Source organism: Rhodococcus sp. PD04 (genome assembly GCF_035918275.1).
Classification (GTDB): Bacteria; Actinomycetota; Actinomycetes; order Mycobacteriales; family Mycobacteriaceae; genus Rhodococcus; species Rhodococcus rhodochrous.
The window spans coordinates 301,277-321,491 of record NZ_CP142144.1; the positions used below are offsets into that span (position 1 = coordinate 301,277).

General features: G+C 63.3%; 15 protein-coding genes and 1 riboswitch. Of the genes, 12 read left to right on the forward strand and 3 right to left on the reverse strand.

Annotated elements, in window-relative coordinates; all coding sequences use genetic code 11:
• Positions 1 to 695: 695 nt before the first annotated feature.
• Complete coding sequence (gene thiC, locus U9J23_RS25755) at positions 696 to 2,453, reverse strand: phosphomethylpyrimidine synthase ThiC (RefSeq protein ID WP_268656019.1); 1,758 nt, start codon at positions 2,451 to 2,453, stop codon at positions 696 to 698.
• Positions 2,452 to 2,561, reverse strand: a riboswitch (TPP riboswitch). (Overlaps the previous gene by 2 nt.)
• Before the next feature lie 142 nt (positions 2,562 to 2,703).
• Here thiC and U9J23_RS25760 point away from each other — a divergent pair.
• The 12 genes from U9J23_RS25760 to U9J23_RS25815 all read left to right on the forward strand — a co-directional run bounded on the left by U9J23_RS25760 (position 2,704) and on the right by U9J23_RS25815 (position 17,609).
• The gene (locus U9J23_RS25760) at positions 2,704 to 3,042 is read left to right on the forward strand and encodes an ArsR/SmtB family transcription factor (RefSeq protein WP_120284965.1); all 339 of its coding nucleotides are present in this window, start codon (positions 2,704 to 2,706) and stop codon (positions 3,040 to 3,042) included.
• Between the two features lie 15 nt (positions 3,043 to 3,057).
• Positions 3,058 to 4,473 carry a substrate-binding protein gene (locus U9J23_RS25765; protein WP_268656018.1) on the forward strand — a complete coding sequence of 472 codons (1,416 nt, stop codon included), beginning with the start codon at positions 3,058 to 3,060 and terminating at the stop codon, positions 4,471 to 4,473.
• Between the two features lie 883 nt (positions 4,474 to 5,356).
• Entirely contained in the window at positions 5,357 to 6,037 is a 681-nt protein-coding gene (gene nthB, locus U9J23_RS25770) for a nitrile hydratase subunit beta (RefSeq protein WP_272268907.1), read from the forward strand.
• A gap of 63 nt (positions 6,038 to 6,100) precedes the next feature.
• On the forward strand, positions 6,101 to 6,724 hold the full coding sequence (nthA, locus tag U9J23_RS25775; protein ID WP_088899668.1) for a nitrile hydratase subunit alpha: 624 nt from the start codon (positions 6,101 to 6,103) through the stop codon (positions 6,722 to 6,724).
• A gap of 1 nt (position 6,725) precedes the next feature.
• The gene (locus tag U9J23_RS25780; protein ID WP_088899667.1) at positions 6,726 to 7,172 is read left to right on the forward strand and encodes a nitrile hydratase accessory protein; all 447 of its coding nucleotides are present in this window, start codon (positions 6,726 to 6,728) and stop codon (positions 7,170 to 7,172) included.
• A 344-nt stretch (positions 7,173 to 7,516) separates the two neighbouring features.
• Entirely contained in the window at positions 7,517 to 8,509 is a 993-nt protein-coding gene (locus U9J23_RS25785; RefSeq protein WP_264721937.1) for a HoxN/HupN/NixA family nickel/cobalt transporter, read from the forward strand.
• Positions 8,510 to 8,635: 126 nt separating this feature from the next.
• Positions 8,636 to 10,183, forward strand: coding sequence for an amidase (locus U9J23_RS25790; RefSeq protein ID WP_272268908.1), 1,548 nt, complete (start codon positions 8,636 to 8,638; stop codon positions 10,181 to 10,183).
• Positions 10,184 to 10,373: 190 nt separating this feature from the next.
• Entirely contained in the window at positions 10,374 to 10,709 is a 336-nt protein-coding gene (locus U9J23_RS25795) for an STAS domain-containing protein (RefSeq protein WP_088899665.1), read from the forward strand.
• Positions 10,710 to 10,989: 280 nt separating this feature from the next.
• The gene (locus U9J23_RS25800; protein ID WP_442802298.1) at positions 10,990 to 12,087 is read left to right on the forward strand and encodes a beta-mannosidase; all 1,098 of its coding nucleotides are present in this window, start codon (positions 10,990 to 10,992) and stop codon (positions 12,085 to 12,087) included.
• A gap of 1,500 nt (positions 12,088 to 13,587) precedes the next feature.
• Entirely contained in the window at positions 13,588 to 15,162 is a 1,575-nt protein-coding gene (locus U9J23_RS25805) for a sigma-54-dependent Fis family transcriptional regulator (RefSeq protein WP_326603216.1), read from the forward strand.
• 256 nt (positions 15,163 to 15,418) lie between these two features.
• Complete coding sequence (locus U9J23_RS25810; protein ID WP_088899482.1) at positions 15,419 to 15,703, forward strand: YciI family protein; 285 nt, start codon at positions 15,419 to 15,421, stop codon at positions 15,701 to 15,703.
• Positions 15,704 to 17,318: 1,615 nt separating this feature from the next.
• Positions 17,319 to 17,609: a hypothetical protein gene (locus tag U9J23_RS25815; protein WP_159419448.1), complete on the forward strand. Its 291-nt coding sequence runs from the start codon at positions 17,319 to 17,321 to the stop codon at positions 17,607 to 17,609.
• A gap of 61 nt (positions 17,610 to 17,670) precedes the next feature.
• Here the strand turns inward: U9J23_RS25815 and U9J23_RS25820 are convergent, their stop codons facing one another.
• Together U9J23_RS25820 and U9J23_RS25825 are read right to left on the reverse strand one after the other, a co-directional pair.
• The gene (locus U9J23_RS25820) at positions 17,671 to 18,534 is read right to left on the reverse strand and encodes an SMP-30/gluconolactonase/LRE family protein (RefSeq protein ID WP_230792737.1); all 864 of its coding nucleotides are present in this window, start codon (positions 18,532 to 18,534) and stop codon (positions 17,671 to 17,673) included.
• Positions 18,535 to 18,622: 88 nt separating this feature from the next.
• Positions 18,623 to 20,203 (reverse strand): AMP-binding protein, encoded by a 1,581-nt coding sequence (locus tag U9J23_RS25825; RefSeq protein WP_254072974.1) that lies wholly within the window; start codon positions 20,201 to 20,203, stop codon positions 18,623 to 18,625.
• Positions 20,204 to 20,215 lie beyond the last annotated feature (12 nt).

The window sequence follows — 20,215 nt, forward strand, 5'->3', positions numbered from 1 at the left end:
GTTCACGCTGCTCTGATCGGCACCGCCAACGCTGCAAGGGTCTCGGGTGCGGTGTACCTGCCCGGGTCAAGAACCCGCAAGGCATCATCGAGAAGACTGATTACCGCGCGGAGATGGTGGACAACGCCGCCGCGCGAGGTCGACGCCGAGCGAATGCGGGATGGTCCGGACGCGTTCCAGCACGTGTGCAGCGACCGCCGATCCCGGAAGCAGAATCGACCGGGCCGACGATCACGACCGCTCCCCCGAGACGGCCGCCTGCCATGACACGGTGAGGGGAACGGCAACCCGCACCGTGTCACGGCCGGCGTCGAGACCACCCGGGCAACTACTCCTCGGTGCCTCGAAGCTGAGCGAGTCACAAGTGCAGGTCACCCCCGATTCGGCAGCGAGGTGGGCGATGTCGTCACCGCCTCGCCCGCCGGCACCCGATCACTGCTACAGCGAACCCCGCTCACACATGGGCACTTTCGTTGAGCACGAGTGGATACCGCCGCTGAATCTCATTCCCCTCGTGCTCGAACCCGGACGGTCGCCGGCACCGCGAAACCGCACATCGATGCCGACTCCGTCCTCGACCACCTTCGTCATCGCGACACAACGCCACCCGGCAGAGCAAGTGCGGGCGTGCGTCACGCCGCTGAGGGCGTTGCGTCCGTGTCCTCCCGTCACCTGGACTCAACGCCCCTGCGACCTCAGTTGTCCTGTGTCACACGCTTACTTTCGGAGGACAGGACAGTAGGGGCATCCAAATACACCGTGCTGCCGGCGGCCCTGAACTGGTCGGACATATGTTGCATCCCGGCGACGGCGGCCTGGTCGGCGGCGTCACCGAACCTGGTCCGGATGTCTTGGGAGATACGCATCGAGCAGAACTTCGGCCCACACATCGAGCAGAAGTGCGCCGTCTTGGCCGGTTCAGCCGGAAGCGTCTCGTCATGGAACTGCTCGGCCGTATCCGGATCCAGCGACAGAGCGAACTGATCCCGCCACCGAAACTCGAAACGCGCCTTCGACAACGCGTCGTCACGCTCGACGGCACCGGGATGGCCCTTGGCGATGTCGGCAGCATGAGCGGCGATCTTGTACGTGATGACCCCGGTCTTCACGTCGTCCCGATTCGGCAGTCCCAGATGCTCCTTCGGGGTGACGTAACACAGCATCGCGGTGCCATGGCGGGCGATCTCGGTGGCCCCGATCGCGGAGGTGATGTGGTCGTAGCCCGGAGCAATGTCGGTCACCAGCGGCCCCAGGGTGTAGAAAGGCGCTCCATGACATAACTTCTGCTGACGCTCCACATTTTCCCGCACCCGATGGATCGGGATGTGGCCAGGGCCTTCGACCATCACCTGAACGTCGTGAGCCCAGGCACGGGTGGTCAGTTCGGCAAGGGTGTCCAGTTCGGCGTACTGCGCGGCGTCGTTGGCGTCGGCGATCGACCCCGGTCGCAGCCCGTCCCCGAGGGAAAATGCCACGTCGTAGCGGGCGAAGATCTCACACAGTTCGTCGAAGTGGGTGTAGAGAAAATTTTCCTCGTGATGGGCAAGGCACCAACCGGCCATGATCGACCCACCTCGGGAGACGATGCCGGTGAGCCGCTCGGCCGTGAGCGGTACGTAGCGCAGCAGCACTCCGGCGTGGATGGTCATGTAGTCCACACCCTGCTCACACTGCTCGATCACGGTGTCGCGGAAGATCTCCCACGTCAGCGCATCGGCCTGGCCGGCGACCTTCTCCAGAGCCTGGTAGATCGGCACCGTGCCGATCGGCACCGGGGAGTTGCGAATGATCCACTCTCGGGTGGTGTGGATATCTTCGCCGGTGGACAGGTCCATCACAGTGTCCGCGCCCCAACGGGTGGCCCAGCGCATCTTGTCGACTTCGTCGACGATGGAGCTGGTCACCGCTGAGTTGCCGATGTTGGCATTGATCTTCACCAGGAAGGACTTGCCGATGATCATCGGCTCGGACTCGGGGTGGTTGACGTTGGCGGGGATGATCGCCCGACCCGCCGCCACCTCCGAGCGCACCAGTTCCACGTCGCAGTTCTCCCGCAGCGCCACGAACCGCATTTCCTGGGTGATGATCCCCGCCCGGGCATAGTGCATCTGCGTGACCGTCCGGCCTGTCTTCGCTCGCACCGGGACAGGTCGGGGCCCCTTCCACTCCTGGGACGCCTCTCCACGCCGCACCGCCGAGCGGCCATCGTCGAGCAGATCCCGTTCTCGCCCCGGGTAGTGCTCGACGTCGCCGCGAGCAGCAATCCAGTCGGCGCGCGTCGGCGGGAGCCCGACCAGCGGATCGCTATCGGGACCTGCAGTGCGGTAGACCTGCAGCGGCGGGTTCGGCACCCCGCCGGGAGAGTCGTTCAAGCGGATCTCTGTGACAGGTACACGCAGGTCGTGTTCCTCGTCGTGGACATAGCTCAGGGCATGCGAATTGGGTGCACTCATCGGAATCGTTCCTACTTCCTTCGCCGGCATTACCCGGGCAGGTTCGACGGTCGCAGGCTGCCTCAGCCCGATCTCAGCCCCTGCAATAGGGCTCCCGTGGGGACGGCACAGACCCTAACACCCGGCTTCTCCTGCTGCAGATGTAGCTGGTCCGGTCGTCGGAGCGGTGCGAAGTCGGCCCGTCCTGTACGAGCTACGAGGAGGTACTCTTCTATATGTAATTGACTGTTGACTCGAGGAGATCGGGACCTTGTCCGCACAGCTGGCCTTCGATGCCCTCGCCGACCCTGTACGGCGAGCCATTCTCACTGTGCTGGCAGAGCGTGACGAGTGCAGCGTCAACGAACTGGTCGACCAGATCGACAGCGTGGGACGCACCGGCGTCTCGAACCACCTCCGGATCCTGCGGCACGCGGGCCTGGTCACCGAACGTAAGGCCGGACGCTTCCGTTTCTACTCGATCGACCCGGCCGGTCCCGCACGCGATGTCATTGCAATGTTGCAGGAATTGTTCCGAGGAGCCCTGTCAGATGCCGTCGAGGCCGCAGACCGCACCGCTGCCACCGACACAACCTTGCGACGTGCATAGCTTCCAGGAAACACGGTGACCCAGCTCGTACTGCACGCCGAAGAGTGGACCGCATCCCCGCCCTCGGTGGCCTACAGCCTTTTCGGAGCAGGCGACGAGGCGGGATGGCTCTTCGGCGCGGTATGCGATCGGGTCGAACCCGGCGCTGCCGTGCGTATGGCGGTCCACCTCAGCGGTTCCGGCGCAGAACCGGTCGAAATCCTCGGCCGTATTGCTGCCGCACGTCCGCATGCGTACCTCGATATCGTGCACGACCAGCCCTGGCGAGGGCGTATCAAACTCCGTTTCGAAGCCGCAAACGGTGGTACGAGAGTTCGGCTCATCGCCGAACTCGACCAGCCCGGATTGGAATGGTTGATGCGGCGTCGAGGGTTCCCTACCTCTCGAAACGCCTCTTCCCATCCCCGTCTGGGATTGTTGACGTCGAAATCCGGACCCGGCAGCCTCTTCGCCACCTCGATTGACAACGCCGCCATGCTGGCACTGGAGGAAATCAATGCCGAGGGCGGCATCCACGGCAGTCCAGTCGAGTTGATCGTGGGTGATGACGCCACAGACCCGCAGACCGGCGTCATGGAAGCGCGACGACTCGTCCAGGCAGGCTGCCGGACCATTCTGGTCGCCGCCACATCGGCTACCTACACCGCCGTTGCCGAGGCGCTCAGTGATGCACCCGTGCTGCTGGTACAGCCGGTCATGAACGAAGGAGGGCGCGGCGATCGTCTCCGCCTCCAGCTCGGCGAGCGGCCGGGCGACCAGTTGGCAGCAGCCGTGAAACCACTCATGCGGATGGAGGGGGTGCGACGATGGTTTCTGGCCGGCGACGACTATTGTTGGCCCCGTACGACACACGGCCTGGCACGCCAACTGTTGCCTCGGTACGGCGCCAGAGTCGTCGGGGAAAAGTTCGCATCTCTGGGAACTCGTGACTTCGCCCCGATCATCGAATCGATCCAGCAATCGGGTGCCGACATCGTACTGTCGACATTCGTCGGAGCTGATGCTGTTGCGTTCGAACGGCAATGCTATGCAATGGGATTGCGGGATCAGTGCATCACTCTGGCGCCCGCCTTGGAAGAGTCCACGCTGACGTACATCGGCGACGAAGCGGCCCGTGGCCTCTACTCCGTCTCGGGGTACTTCCAAGGATTACAAACGGAAGGTAACGCCTCGCTCCTGAAGAGGTACCGGGCGCAATTCGGTCCTTGGGCACCGCCGCTGTCGACGTTGAGCGAGTCGGTGTTCGAGGCAGTTCACATATGGTGGCAAGCGGCCCGGAAAGCCGAGGATAGCGAGCGGATCGCCGCGGCAATGCGTCACGGCGAGTTTCAGCTACCGCGGGGCACCGTCACCTTGAGCGAGGACCGACTCAGGCAGCAGCTCCATTTGACGAAAGCGACCGGCACAGAACTGTATCCTGCCCTCGGATGAGTTGAGACCTCGCTTGCTGGTACCGAAGACCAGGGCATATGTCTGGTCATATCGACGTGCTCGCTCCGTCTGCAGTTTCGTTCCCGGCCGGACGGATGCGCAACCACCGAGCGCAACTCGGGGTCGTCTGTGCATCAGCGTCGCCAGGATTGCTTCCGGCTACGCTCGGGTCCCGCGTTACCGCCATTCGACGCGATGTCGATCCCGGTCAAGGCGACAATGACAGCTGCCAGATCCTCCTCTGTGGGATCGGGACCGGTCGCGGAGGTCGAGGCTTTCTGCGAGATCTGCTTCCCTCTCGGGGGTCGTTCTGACTTCATTCTTCGCCTTCCTTTGTGAACGTCTCTCTGCGGCACTTCCGGCCACAGTCAGCATCTTTTGAGATAGCTCCGAATGCAGACGGTTCACGATTCGTTCCGGGGGCTCGACGAACGTCTTCCAGTCTCCAAAACAAACAGCAGTGTGGTCGAATTTGTGGCCGTCAGCGCGTTGAGCCGCAGAGTGAATGCGCGGCAATCGAACTCAGATTATCGGGCCATTGCCCCACTGTCCACAGCGCGTGAGCGCGATACACGTGGCAATAAAGAATGACTGCCAGAACGCTCGTGCCGACACAGGCGAGTGCGGCGCTCTATTGCAGGCAACCCACACACCGGATAGGTCTCCACGATCGTACCTCCAGACGGATGGTGGGGATGTTCACTTTCTCTCTGGAGCTCCCTGGAGCCACTCGCGCCGACGCATCCACGCTCGGACAGCCCACGGTGCGGATCACCCCTGTTCGTCGGTAACAGAACAGTAACATGTCATCAGGTCATGACGTGTTGACGCATTAGACGAGGGCACATAGGGTTGGTGACTCACGGCACAAGGAGAGCATTTCATGGATGGAATCCACGACCTCGGTGGCCGCGCCGTCCTGGGTCCGATCAAGCCCGAATCCGATGAACCTGTTTTCCATTCCGATTGGGAGCGGTCGGTTTTGACGATGTTCCCGGCGATGGCGCTGGCCGGCGCGTTCAATCTCGACCAGTTCCGGGGCGCGATGGAGCAGATCCCCCCGCACGACTACCTGACCTCGCAATACTACGAGCACTGGATGCACGCGATGATCCACCACGGCATCGAGGCGGGCATCTTCGATTCCGACGAACTCGACCGCCGCACCCAGTACTACATGGACCATCCGGACGAAACGACCCCCACGCGGCAGGATCCGCAACTGGTGGAGACGATCTCGCAACTGATCACCCACGGAGCCGATTACCGACGCCCGACCGACACCGAGGCCGCATTCGCCGTAGGCGACAAAGTCATCGTGCGGTCGGACGCCTCACCGAACACCCACACCCGCCGCGCCGGATACGTCCGCGGTCGTGTCGGCGAAGTCGTGGCGACCCACGGCGCGTATGTCTTTCCGGACACCAACGCACTCGGCGCCGGCGAAAGCCCCGAACACCTGTACACCGTGCGGTTCTCGGCGACCGAGTTGTGGGGTGAACCTGCCGCCCCGAACGTCGTCAATCACATCGACGTGTTCGAACCGTATCTGCTACCGGCCTGACCAGGTCATCCGGTCCACCCAGCGAGACGTCCCTTCACCACAGACAGAAACGAGCCCACCCCGATGACCGCCCACAATCCCGTCCAGGGCACGTTGCCACGATCGAACGAGGAGATCGCCGCACGCGTGAAGGCCATGGAGGCCATCCTCGTCGACAAGGGCCTGATCTCCACCGACGCCATCGACCACATGTCCTCGGTCTACGAGAACGAGGTCGGTCCTCAACTCGGCGCCAAGATCGTCGCCCGCGCCTGGGTCGATCCCGAGTTCAAGCAGCGCCTGCTCACCGACGCCACCAGCGCCTGCCGTGAAATGGGCGTCGGCGGCATGCAGGGCGAAGAAATGGTCGTGCTGGAAAACACCGGCACGGTCCACAACATGGTCGTATGTACCTTGTGCTCGTGCTATCCGTGGCCGGTTCTCGGCCTGCCACCCAACTGGTACAAGTACCCCGCCTACCGCGCCCGCGCTGTCCGCGACCCCCGAGGTGTGCTGGCCGAATTCGGATATACCCCCGACCCTGACGTCGAGATCCGGATATGGGACTCGAGTGCCGAACTTCGCTACTGGGTCCTGCCGCAACGCCCAGCCGGCACCGAGAACTTCACCGAAGAACAACTCGCCGACCTCGTCACCCGCGACTCGCTCATCGGCGTATCCGTCCCCACCACACCCAGCAAGGCCTGACATGCCCCGACTCAACGAACAACCCCACCCGGGTCTCGAAGCCAACCTCGGCGACCTGGTACAGAATCTGCCGTTCAACGAACGAATCCCCCGCCGCTCCGGCGAGGTCGCCTTCGATCAGGCCTGGGAGATCCGCGCCTTCAGCATTGCCACCGCATTGCATGGCCAGGGCCGATTCGAATGGGACGAATTCCAGTCCCGCCTGATCGAGTCGATCAAACAGTGGGAAGCCGAACACGCCACCACCGAGCAGTGGAGTTACTACGAGCGTTGGATGCTCGCACTCGAAGAGCTGCTGCACGACAAGGGATTTGTCGCAGGCGAGGAACTCGCGCACCGTACCGAGCAGGTGCTGGCAACGCCCGCCGGCGCCCATCACCAGCACGCCGTGCGTGATCCCATCGCCGTGCACGCCATCGGCACACCCACCACTGACTCCGACGGGTAGCCGGAACCTCGTCGCCGCGAACCCAGCGGGTTCACCAACGTCGAGTCGCTCCCGGAAGCGCGCCCCGTGTAACGACGACTGTTGGTGCGAACCCCGAACGCCGCGACATCAGTATCTTCCCGGTCTTCAGACCCGGCTCCACCGCGGACCTACGGAGCGTCACCGGTACCGCGGCTCGAATCGGGCCGGATCATCCCCGCACCGCACCCGCGGCACCCCGAACATTTCAGTCTCAGGCGTATCCGAAAAACGCTGCGAATCATCTGAAGGACAAGCGTTTGACCAGCACCACCATTACACCGCACCACATAGGTGGTGCCTGGACTCGAACCGAGCGTCGACGGTTGGCGTCCGTTGTCGGTGCCATCGTGATCCTGCACGTCTTGGGCGTGGCGCTGTACTTGGGATACTCGGGCAACCCGGCAGCGGCCGGGGGCCTCGCCGGATCCGGTGTGCTCGCCTACGTGCTCGGCGTTCGTCACGCATTCGACGCCGACCACATCGCGGCAATCGACGACACGACACGCCTGATGCTGCTACGGGGACGCCGTCCCGTCGGAGTCGGATTCTTCTTCGCGATGGGACACTCGACCGTCGTCGTTGTCCTTGCCCTCGTCGTGGCACTGGGCGCGAGCGCCCTAACCACGACCGAACTCGAAGGAGTACAGGAAATCGGCGGGTTGGTCGCCACCGTCGTCGCCGTCACCTTCCTGTTGATCGTTGCAGGACTCAACAGTGTGGTCCTGCGCAATCTGCTTTGCCTGTCCCGACAGGTACGCGCCGGATCGGACATCACCGGCGACCTCGAGAGCAGACTCAGTGAGCGCGGGCTGTTCACCCGCCTACTGGGCAACCGCTGGCGCGGACTGGTTCGATCGTCCTGGCACATGTACCCCGTCGGCCTGTTGATGGGACTGGGGCTCGAGACCGCCTCCGAGGTCACCTTGCTCACCCTCACCGCCTCGGCAGCCACCGGGGGCACGTTGTCGATAGCCGCTGTGCTCAGCCTCCCGTTGCTCTTCGCCGCGGGGATGAGCACGTTCGACACAGCGGACTCCTTGTTCATGACCCGCGCATACTCGTGGTCGTACCAGGACCCCCAGCGTCGACTGAACTTCAACATTGCGACGACCGGCGCCACCGTGGTCATCGGCCTCTTCGTAGCCGGCATCTACGTATGTGCACTACTGGCACACCTGCCCATGTTCGCTGCGCTGTCCCCGATCGGTGACATCTCCGAAAACTTCGAATTCCTCGGCTACGCCGTCGCAGCCGCCTTCATCCTCACCTGGACAGGCGCGTTGCTGTTCAATCACCTGAAACCTCAACGGAACTGAAGGCGCCCACGATCACATCAGCCACCGAGATACCCATAACGCTGACGGACACTTACGACACAGCGCACCGAGCGATCCCTCCCTCCCCCACTCGATGATGCTGTTCACATATTCGAAGGGAACCTCATGTCTTCGTTGACTCCCCCCAATTCCAACCAAATGTCGGCCCTGAACAACCACTTCCGATTCGGACTGACGACGCCGGAACTCGAAGAGTTCGCACCGGCCCTCGAAGCGACGCTCGCGTCCTCCGAAACCGTCGAACGCCTCTACGAGCGCACCGCGCCCGAGCCGCCTCAGCGGTCATGGACCTCACCCACGGCGGACGAGAACCCGCTGAGCGCCTGGTACGTCACCACCTCGATCAGCGAAACCGACGAAGGCCCCCTCGCCGGGCGAACGGTCGCCGTGAAAGACAACGTCGCAGTCGCCGGCGTGCCGATGATGAACGGCTCCCGAACCGTCGAGGGCTTCACCCCCCGCTACGACGCCACCGTCGTACGCCGACTGCTCGACGCCGGCGCAACCATCACCGGCAAAGCGGTGTGCGAAGATCTCTGCTTCTCCGGCGCCAGCTTCACTTCCCACCCCCAGCCGGTCCGCAACCCCTGGGACGAAAGCCGCATCACCGGCGGCTCGTCCAGCGGCAGCGGCGCCCTGGTCGCCAGCGGCCAGGTGGATATGGCAGTCGGCGGCGACCAGGGCGGTTCGATCCGCATCCCCGCCGCGTTCTGCGGCATCGTCGGACACAAACCCACCCACGGACTGGTCCCCTATACGGGAGCATTTCCCATCGAACGAACCATCGACCACCTCGGTCCGATGACGCGCACGGTCAGCGACGCCGCCGCAATGCTCACCGTCCTCGCCGGCACCGACGGCCTCGATCCCCGACAGACCCACCGGATCGAACCGGTGGACTACCTCACGGCGCTGGCCGAACCCGCATCGGGTCTGCGCGTGGGTGTGGTCACCGAAGGCTTCGACACCCCTGTCTCCGACGCTGCCGTCGACAATGCCGTCCGCACCGCCATCGACGTACTGCGCTCGGCCGGACTTACCGTCGAAGAAGTCTCGATCCCCTGGCACCTCGATGCAATGGCCGTCTGGAACGTGATCGCCACCGAGGGAGCGGCCTACCAGATGCTCGACGGCAATGCCTACGGCATGAACACTGATGGCTTCTACGATCCCGAACTCATCGCCCACTTCTCCCGTCAACGACTCGAGCACGGTCACCAACTGTCGAAGACAGTCAAACTCGTCGGGATGTCCGGGCGCTACACATTGGAGGTAGGCGGCGGCAAGTACTACGCCATGGCCCGCCAACTCGTCCCCGAAGTCCGCGCCGCCTACGACGCCGCCTTGGCTCGGTACGACGTGCTGGTGATGCCCACCCTCCCCTACACCGCCACCAAGATCCCGACCACGGACATTCCGTTGGCCGACTATCTGGACACCGCACTGTCGATGATCATCAACACCGCACCATTCGACGTCACCGGTCACCCCGCCTGCAGTGTCCCCGCTGACCTGGTCCACGGGCTTCCCACCGGAATGATGATCATCGGCAAGCATTTCGACGACGCGACAGTGCTGCGCGTCGCCCAGCTCTACGAACATGCAGTGGGCAACTATCCTGTCCCGCCGGCTGCAGCCGGCACCCTGACATAACCCATTCGCCCGACCGTACGAGACCACACGCTGCGAACTCGTACGGTCGGGCGGAACCGGTGACTGTCGGACACCTCCCTCCTCGACCCGGACGCGCATTCGGGGAGTGAGGACACCCAGGTCACCGTACGCCCTTGCTCTGGACGGACTTTCCCGAGAAAGGGCGCCATTGCCGAACGAAGGACTCCGCATGCAATCTTGCGAAGAACGCGTAGAGAACAGCATCCTGATGCTGCGCCCGATCGGCGTGCTGCGCGGCGCCTCGTCCGCTCGGCTGCGGCAGCGCCTGGACCGAGCCCTGGCTGACAATACCGATGTCGTCGTCGATCTCGGGAGCGTGCCCAGTGTAGATTCCACCGGTCTCGGTGTGATGATCCATGCCACCAAGACGGCCCGGACGCACTGTCGTTCCCTGACATTCGCCGCGCCCAGCGCCCGGGTGAAGGCGATGATCGAACGGACCCGCTTACAGTCGGTAATCACACTGTCGTCGTCGGTCGAGGCTGCTATGGAACGCATCCGATGATCCGCCACGCTCGAGCAGACACAGACACAGACACACACCGCTGCAGATCCGCCGGACCACGGCCACCTCTGCACTCCATCCAAATCATGGAACCTTGAGCGAAACCCATGTTCTCGAAAGACGCCTCTGGGCAGTTCACGTCGACAACTGTCACCGGTGCACCCGCGCCGACGCAGCTTGCCGATCGCGCGCGTTCGGCCGACGCAGCGGTCGCTACCCCCACGCTCACCCGTCGAGTCGGGAAGGCTGGAAACCTGGGAGAGGCACCGATATGACCTGGATGCGACTCGTCTGCATGTCGGCGATACTCCTGGTCGTCGCCCTTGCGAGCGCGTGCACCATCCCCGGACCCGGTGCAGCATCGCCAGGTGAGGACACAAGTGCGCCGACCTCCACCCCGTGGGTCTCGTATGCTCATCCGCTGCGGGTGACCACCACCGGCGGTATTTTGCACCTCGACGGTCAACCCTGGTGGCCCACCGGCTTCAATGCCTATCAACTGGCTACGGATTGGACGGTCAACGCCGGGTGCGGAGCGATGGTGGATCTGGACTCCTACTTCTCGTCTCGCCAACCGGGGACAGTGACCCGATTCAACGCCTTTCAGAATCTGGCCGTGGACAAGCGCAACGGCAAGCTGAACTTCGAACCGATCGATGCGGTGTTCGCGGCCGCCAAACGGCACCGACAGTTACTCATCCCGGTGCTCGCCGCCCAGGACGGCGCCTGTGAGGACGAGCAATACAAAACGCGCGAGTGGTATCTCGGCGGATGGAAAGAACCCACCGACATGCCGCTGAGCTACAGCGAGTGGGTTGCTGCCGCCGTCGATCGCTGGGCCGGATCACCTTCGATCGCTGCATGGGAACTACTCGGTGAACCCGAGGTCGGCGTCTGCACCACCCCCGACTGCGACCTGCACCAACGTCGGTGCCCGGAAGACTCGTCGCAGGTGCTGCGCGACTGGGTCGATGCGGCCGGGGCGGTGGCTCGTGCGCACGATCAGCGACACCTGCTCACGCTCGGTCTACTCGGGGGCGAGCAGTGCGGTCTCGCCGACGGTGGTTATGCCCTGGTCGCTGCCTCGCCCTATCTGGACGTGGTTCAGTACCACGACTACGACGATGCGGCATTCCTCCCACTGCGACTCGAGCAAACCGAGAAACCTGTGCTCGTTGCCGAGTTCGGGATCCGCGCTGGAAGCTGCCTACCCCTGACCGAACGCGCCACCCGCGTCGGTGCCCAGATCGACCGGTATCACACGATGGGCACTGCCGGGGCGCTGTTGTGGGCCTTCGTACCGGATCCTCGACCACAGGAATGCACGTACGACATCGGCCCCTTCGACCCCATTCACGGCTTGCCCCAGATGAGATAGGGACGCGCCCTGGGCCGGCACGTCGGGGTGACAGTCGTCTCGGAGGCCACGGAACCGATTGCTCGGGCCGGCTTCCGCCACCTTCACCCATGGTGAAGGTGATGAGTACCTGTCGTCCGCGGATGCCGGTATTCTGTGTCCGGGCTCGGCGCCCACCGCGTGACGTTGTCTTCCCTCATTGCACGAATCGAACGCGATTCCGAAATTGTTTGTGCACTAGTACTTCTGATTGAAGTCGATTAGGTCGTATCGGGAGGCACCGTCGGTGCCCGCTTAGATTGTCGAGGCGGACACCGACGGCTCCCGCACCTGTCGCCGACAGGGGGCGGCGACGGTTCGTCGCAGAGCGACGAAACGGGGTTCTCGTTCTCGGTACTGCGCAGCGACTCGGACATAGTCGCGTAGCAACTCGGAACAGCAGGGGCGAGGTTCCAAGCACGGAGAACAGAATGTTGAAACAAGGCCCCGTCCTCCCCGATAGGGCGACTCGCTCCAACACCAAAAGACTAGCGAAAAACTCGCCGTAACAGCAAATTACATGGCTTTTCATCCGTTCCGATACCGCAACACCGGAGCACCCGCCCACGAGCACCGGTGACATCCTGTCCCCTTCCCATCTCCCGACAGACCGGATCTTCTTGCCAACACCGCCGACGAACGACTCCACCCCCCTGAGTCCGGCGCCGAGCACACTCCCACAACCGTGGGTTCCGGTCGGACAGATACGGACGAGTTCCGAACGCCCGGATCAATGCCACACAGCCGACCCCACTGTCCCCGAACCCTGCCCGGCCACGAAACCCACTGGTAGCTACGCAACTCGTGGTCACGCGCAGGAACCCTGTGATATACACATACAGTTCACGGAGCATTGATGGTCGACAGTAGGGGTCACACTGCCAACCAACAGCTTTCGTGACGCACCAGCGTCGTTCCAGGGGAACACGGCGCGAACGGACGCGCGCAGACGCACGGCCTCGCCGACAATGCCAACGCACACCTCCCCACTGTTCACTTCCGCCGACTCCGCCGGACCGATCGACTGGAATGGCATCGGCCGAAACGGCCCTGGTCCTGCAGAGGAGATGGAACGCTGCACGATGAATAGCATCGTGTTCCGCCACCGTGCGGATCGACAGGCCCTCAAGACGCCGGTGAACACACTGGACAAGGTTCGCACGCACCGAAGACATGTCCAGAAGTTCCCGGTGTAGCGTTCTGGGACACTCCGAACCGGTGTCACCTCGTTTGCATAGAGTCCGTTCTCGCCGTGAGGTCTTCGGAGGTGGATGTGTGGTAACCGACCGGTTCCGTGAGCAAGCAGAAGAACACGGTTCCGATAGCTGTGAGAATCTCATACCGAAAATGCGGCCGGAGATCGAACAGTCCTGGCGCCGCTGCCGTGCCATCGGGGCGGCTTCGGACGGTTCTCGTCTGCGCTACATCGATACCCCCACAGACTCGAAGCTTGTGCGTGCGGCGCGGCCGGTCCTGGATCGGTTGGCCGATCAACTCGCCGATGCACCGGTGACGATCCTGCTCGCCTCGCAGGATGCGACCATCGTCGACCGGCGGGCCGGGCAGCGGTCGCTGCTCGGTCGTCTCGACCGGGCCCAGGTCGCCCCGGGGTTCATCTTCGCCGAAGAATGCGCCGGAACCAACGGGATCGGCACCGCCCTCGAAGAACGCAAAGCGTTCCGGGTCCGCGGGGAAGAGCACCTGCTCGAGTCGCTGCACCCGCTGGCCTGTGTCGGCTCCCCGATCGTCGACCCGGTCTCACGCGCGGTGACCGGCATCGTCGACATCACCTGCCAGGTCGACGATGTCAACGAGCTGATGGCACCGCTGGTGCTCTCGGCGGTACGCGACATCGAAGAACGACTGTTCGCCCTGTCCGCCCGCAGCGAGCAGAACCTGCTGCGCGAATACATGCGCAGCAAACGCCGCGGCCACGCCGCGGTGGTGGCGATGAGCCGGGACACGGTGATCGCGACCCCGACGGTGTCACGGTTGATGGACTCGACCGATCAGATGATGATCTGGGACTGGATCAGCACCCATCTGGCCGCCAAGGACGAATGGGAAGGACCGCTGCGTTTCGCCGAGGGGATCGACGTGCGGGTCCATGCCCGCCGGGTCGGTGAGTCCACCGATCCGCTCAGCGCGATCATCGAACTGCGCCCGCTGGCCTCCCCGGCTCCGCCGCGTCCGCGCGCCCGCCTGGCCCCCGCCGCGCCCGCCGGTGCGGCGCCGGCGACGCGTATCGCCGGCCGCAGCCTGGCCGCGCACCGACTCCAGGACCGGGTCGACGAGATCGCCGCGACCGTCGCGCCGGTGCTGATCATCGGCGAGTCCGGTGTCGGCAAAACCCATCTGGCCCGGCAGATCCAGCACCGCTGGGGACCGAACGCCCCGGTCCCGAGCGTCGACGCGTCGACGTTGACCCCCTCGGCGGTGGCCGAGTTGCGGGCGCGTCTGTCCGGCAGTTTCGCGTGCATCCTCGAGCACCTCGACGAGGTCCCCGACGACGCTGTGGCTTCTACCCGGCGGTTGCTCGACGCCGCCGTCGAGCTCGGTGCACCGGTGATCGCCACCGCCACCTCGAGCACCCCCGACGATCTGCGCCATCAGGTGCAGACCCATGTGCGGCGCAGTGTGTGCATCCCACCGCTGCGCCAGCGCATCGAAGATCTCACCGATCTCGCGCGGGAGTTGCTCGCCGCCGAATTCCCCGACCGTCCGACCCCGCAACTGCAACCGGCCGCGCATCGGGCGTTGATCGACCATCACTGGCCCGGCAACCTGCGCGAACTCGCCTCGGTGCTCAGTACCGCGGCGGCGCGGTCGATGGGATTCGACATCAAACTCGAACATCTGCCCGCCGACTACCGCACCCTCGGCGCCGGCCGCCGGTTGACCTCGCTCGAACGCACCGAACGCGAAGCGATCGTCCGCGCCCTCGACGAGTCCGACGGCAACAAATCCCTCGCCGCCCACCGACTCGGTGTGGCCCGCTCGACCCTCTACCGCAAGATCCGCGCGCTGGGCCTGGAAAACGAAACGTTCGGTTCCTGACCCCTGAAACACTCTGTCGTATAACGGGATATCCTCGCCGCTGAGTCTGCGGGGACACCCTCTTCCTCACGCCGAGCGGACGTCTCCCCATCTCTGTTCGGGACAGCAATGATGCCGTTTGTACCTCGTCGTCGTGCACGGACGGTGTTGCAAAATAGGACACTCGCTGCGGCATCCGACGCCCTACCGTTCTCGAGTACGTATTCCATGAGGAGTACGCGCGTCGTTTCATGACCGTATCCCCCGAGGAGTGACCATGGCCCTGTTCGCTGTTATCTGGTCGTACACCACTGACGCATCCGTCAAAGAGGCCGCCCATGCCGACCACCTGGTCTTCGTCAAGGACGCGGCCGCCAAAGGCGTGCTACAGGAAGCGGGCGCCTGGGCCGACGGAGCCGGCGCGCTGCTCGTGTTTAAGGCGGACAGCGAAGACGACCTGCAGGCCCTGCTCGCCAAGGACCCCTATGTCACGCAGGGTGTTGTCGTCGACCAGACCATCTACCAGTGGAAGCCCGTCCTCGGACCCCTCGTGGGAATCTGACGACGAAGCGGCATGCCTAGCTTCTGTTGGTCACAGCATGCAGCATTTTTGCAGTTGACCAGACGATGGGACGCACAGTGTGTGCATTCGACGAAGGCGCGGATCGTATGTGGGGCCAGGAATTGCGTCACGTGACGTCCTGAGGCGCCCGTCGATACATGGTGGAGTGAACGCGCGGACGGAGATGCAGCCGGCCGATCGAGTGCTCGCCTGATCGGGTCCAACCAGATCCACGGGTTCGAGAGACAATTAGCGCAGGGTGCGGCTGTAGATTCACACAACCGACGTGTCAACGGAAACCGGTGTGACACGGCAATCTTGGAACAGATCTCTCTATCCTTGACGTGGGCGCTACGCCGGAAGTCAGCCACGGCTGTTCCCGCGCCCTCACACTCGGTTTCTATGCCCCCACCGCCCTTCAGAATGTCGCGCCCAGCGATCGCCGGGTCCTCGAAGCCTTCGGGATACCTGGGCGGGAGATCTGGGAGGCTCTGGCCAACGGAAACTGGACGTGTTCAGTAGATGTGCGCGGATGGTGCACGGCGAAGCCTTGGCCACCGAGCACATGGTCGAGACTCGGGTAAGAACTGTGCTCCACGCTCCGAGGCCACTGAACGAGCATCCAGAAACGATGGGGTGGCAAAGTCACGCAGTAGTGAACAATACTGTTACATATATTGATTGAGCAGGTATCTTCCGTCGACAGTCATGCGGTCCAGAAACAGCGAACTACCTGTTGACGGTTCGTCTCATGAGCATCCACCGAGAGCCACGTGTCGGCCGATGGTGCGTATGCGGCATGGGCGAGGCGGCGTGCCTCCGCCACTGGGCACGGGCAGATCCCACCTGCTGCCTGCGCTCGGGCTGCCGGGACCCTGCTTCGGTGATCAAAGGCGATGATCGAAGCAGGGTTCTCCGTCCTCGATAGAACACCCCCTTCGCCGGCGAGCTGTTCGCAGCATGTCGACGTAGCGACGGATCGCCGCAGTGCGCGCTGTGGTGTTCGTACTGGCCCATCCACGACCTGAATCGCTGACGCGGGTCAGAGTCGTCCTACCGATACCCATCGAGGTGTACGTTGCTGTCGTCGGCTCCGTATCGATGTGCTTACCCGGATCCGGCTTCATATCTCCAGTGAGAGAACGTATTCGCGCCGATTCCAAGCAGACCGAACACAGAGTGATCCGAGCTCGCTGGCCCGTCGCCGGAGATGGCGCTGAGTCAGTAACGACAGGAGGTCGTCCACACGATCATATGACAGGGGTCGTAGTGAAGGAGTAGATGCACGATGACCTTGTCCGGTCCGCACCTCGGGGTAATGCCTTCGGTTTGTCGTTCTCAACCTGAGTCCGGTTCCGACACCGCACCTGTCCATACGGCGGCGTCCCAGCGGAGCAGGACGGACGCCGCGGACCCGCGCACAGTTGTATCGAACATCAATCCAGGAGAAGCTGAGTCGAATTCGGATATTCGGCAAGAGTCGGAGTTCGATGCTGCAGGGTTTGTCGAGTTCGCCGAACGTCACCTCGAGTGGCTCGATCGGGTCGACAGTGCCGAAGCCCGAGCGTGGCACGAGGTGAGGTCCCGGGGTGGTCGGATATACACGTGTGTGCCTATGAACCCTGATGCCGAAGTCACCGAGCCGATCTGTATCGACCTTTTCAATGGGGACTTGTTGACATCACCGGCGCGTGAACACATTCAGGTTGCCACTTCTTCGCCGGCGATCAGGAAAACCTACGATCGCTGTGTCGCCACGATCGAGGCCGAACTTCCAGCCTATGACGTGCCTGATGCACTCGGGTTCTCCACGATACTGAACACCTATTTCGGGTACGCCTGTCAGACCGACTTGGTTTCCCTCCTCGCGCGTATCCCACCTGCAGTGCGCCCGAATCCCGCATAAGCACCGGGGTCGACTCGGCCGAGATCAGCCCTTGGACCCGATACTTCTGCGGCAGTCCTACTCACATTGCCGGGCTGCCCTTGTAACCGACGTTCGCAGTCGCGACTACCGAAGTCGACTTGCCGTCGTGAAACTCCTCGAGCGTGGTCACATTGCACGCCATGTACAGGGTGCGGAGATCGTCACCGCCGAATGCACAGGTGACCGACCAGGCCCCATCGATCGCAACCCTGTCGGTGATCTCTCCTCCCTCGACAACTCGGTAGAAGCCACTGTCCGACTCGAGGGTCAACGCGTTGCCGAACCACACACCGCCGTCAGCGTCGAGTGCGATGCCATCCGGGTGAACGGAATCGTCGAGCTGGGCCCAGATTCGCTCGTTGGCCAGGCTTCCGTCTTCCTGGATGTCGAACGCCGTGATGCAGTGCCGCCATGTCTGGGCGGTGAGAAGAACTCTGTCCGGGGTGATCGCCATGCCGTTCGGGAACAGAACTTCACCACCGACGGGGTTGATGGAGCCGTCTGCGGACACATGGACCAAGCGTGTTGTCTTCGGGTCTTCCTCCCCGAGAGCGAAACCGAAGTTTCCGACGTACGCATCACCTTTGCCTGTGACGATCATGTCGTTGCCGATGCCACCGGCGTACTGGCTGAAGTCAGCGTGCACCGACTGTGTACCGTCGGGTTCGATCCGCACGACGGTTCGATCCATCTGTGACACGACGAGGACCGAACCGTCATCCAGGAAGCCCAGTCCCGATGGCGAGCCTTCGACCTCGGCGACGTCGGTGTACGAACCGTCGGCGTTGAACGTCTTCACCGTCTTGCTGAAGAAATCACTGGCCCAGAGCTTGCCATGGTGCCAACGAAGACCTTCGAGGAACTGGTGACCGGTCGAGAAAACGGCCGAGCGGTGCTCTCTCATGATGTTCTCCATCCCGCCGCGAGGGATTCGCGGCGATGGTCATTGCTCGAGGAATGAAGGGTGCTTGTGTCCGGTGTGTCGGGTCCACTCAACGGTGGACTGTGCCTTTGACGCGGTCCGCCGCGAGCTCCCGCAATTTGAACTTCTGGATCTTCCCGCTTGCCGTCCGCGGCAACTCGTCGACGACGATCAGGCTTTCCGGGAGCTTCTGCCGTGCGATGTTGCGTTCGATCAACCAGCCGGTGAGATGCTCGAGCTCGATCTCGACTTCGGGCTCCGGTACAACGATCGCGCAGACTCGTTCTCCGAGGACGGGATCCGGCGATCCGACGACCGCGACGTCGGCAATCATCGGATGGGCGAACAGGTGGTCCTCTACCTCTTTGGCACTGAGATTCTCGCCGCCGCGGATGATGATGTCCTTCTTGCGGCCGACGATCTCGAGGTAGCCCTCGGTGTCGAGACGTCCGAGGTCACCGCTGCGGAACCAACCGTCCGCGGTGAACGCACTGTCGTTGAGTCGGTTGTCGAGATATCCGAGGAACATCTCCGGCCCGCGCAGCAGAATCTCACCGGGAACCCCTGGGGTCACGTCCTGCATGTCGTCGTCGACGATTCGGATCTCCGCAGACTTGATTGCTCGGCCATCTGTCGTTGCTCGTTTGGTCAAGGGATCGTTGCGCTTGCCGGCCGATGCCGTCGGAAACTCCGTCGATCCGTAGACACGCGCAACCAGAGCATCAAGGGTGTCGGTGGCCTCGATGACCAGGTCAGGGGGAACATCGGCGCCACCACAAAGGAAGTTCCTCATCGAGGAGAGGTCATGTGACGAGCCGGACGGGTCGTGGACGATCCCGTGCAGGAACGGAGTCGCAGCGACCGTCGTGGTGCAGCGGTGCTCGTCGATCAGACGCATGCCCGCCTGCGGACTCCAGACATCGAGCAGCGCCACGCCGCTGCGCAGCATCGGTGGTAGCTGGATCCCGTACAGGATTCCGGTGATGTGTCCGACCGGCGATGGCATGAAGATTACATCGGATTCGCTCAGTTCGAGAAGGTCGGCGATGCTGCGGTTCTCGTAGTTGAGAGTGTTGTGGCTGTGCATCGCGCCCTTGGGATCGGATGTGGTTCCCGAGGTGTACAGCAGTAGCACCACATCGTCCGGTGAGCGGTCGACACGGTTCGGCTTTTCCGCGCCTTCGACGAAGGCGTCGTACCGGATGCCGCTGGCTGGGCTCCCCTCACCGACTACTACGACGGTGGGTGGTTCGTCCAGTTCACGAGCGATCTCGCAGGCCATCGCCGCATAGTCGAAGTTCCGGAAGACCGACGGGACAAAGACGATTTTCGAAGCAGACTGTCGCAGAATGAACGCGGTCTCGGTCTGCCGGTAGATCGGGATGATCGGGTTGCTCACAGCACCGATACGTATGGCAGCCAGATGGACCACGCACGCTTCGATCCAGTTCGGTAACTGCCACGAGACGATATCGCCAGGCGCAATGCCATGCGCTTGCATGGCGCTTGCCAACGCGTTCACTGCTGCGTCGAACTCGGCGAAGGTCAACGATCGGGTCGGCTCGGCCAGTGCCATCCGGTCCGGTACCGCGGCGGCTGCGGTCGCCAGATAGTCGTCGATGAAGGCGCCGTCCCAATCCCCGGACGCCACGTAGTCGCGAGT

What these genes read in the sequence shown, in the direction of transcription:
- U9J23_RS25780 (WP_088899667.1), top strand. Translation starts at nt 6,726, where the DNA reads ATGCCCCGACTCAACGAACAACCCCACCCGGGTCTCGAAGCCAACCTC.
- thiC (WP_268656019.1), bottom strand. Translation starts at nt 2,453, where the DNA reads ATGAGTGCACCCAATTCGCATGCCCTGAGCTATGTCCACGACGAGGAA.
- nthA (WP_088899668.1), top strand. Translation starts at nt 6,101, where the DNA reads ATGACCGCCCACAATCCCGTCCAGGGCACGTTGCCACGATCGAACGAG.
- nthB (WP_272268907.1), top strand. Translation starts at nt 5,357, where the DNA reads ATGGATGGAATCCACGACCTCGGTGGCCGCGCCGTCCTGGGTCCGATC.
- U9J23_RS25820 (WP_230792737.1), bottom strand. Translation starts at nt 18,534, where the DNA reads ATGAGAGAGCACCGCTCGGCCGTTTTCTCGACCGGTCACCAGTTCCTC.
- U9J23_RS25800 (WP_442802298.1), top strand. Translation starts at nt 10,990, where the DNA reads ATGCGACTCGTCTGCATGTCGGCGATACTCCTGGTCGTCGCCCTTGCG.
- U9J23_RS25810 (WP_088899482.1), top strand. Translation starts at nt 15,419, where the DNA reads ATGGCCCTGTTCGCTGTTATCTGGTCGTACACCACTGACGCATCCGTC.
- U9J23_RS25795 (WP_088899665.1), top strand. Translation starts at nt 10,374, where the DNA reads ATGCAATCTTGCGAAGAACGCGTAGAGAACAGCATCCTGATGCTGCGC.
- U9J23_RS25815 (WP_159419448.1), top strand. Translation starts at nt 17,319, where the DNA reads ATGAACCCTGATGCCGAAGTCACCGAGCCGATCTGTATCGACCTTTTC.
- U9J23_RS25790 (WP_272268908.1), top strand. Translation starts at nt 8,636, where the DNA reads ATGTCTTCGTTGACTCCCCCCAATTCCAACCAAATGTCGGCCCTGAAC.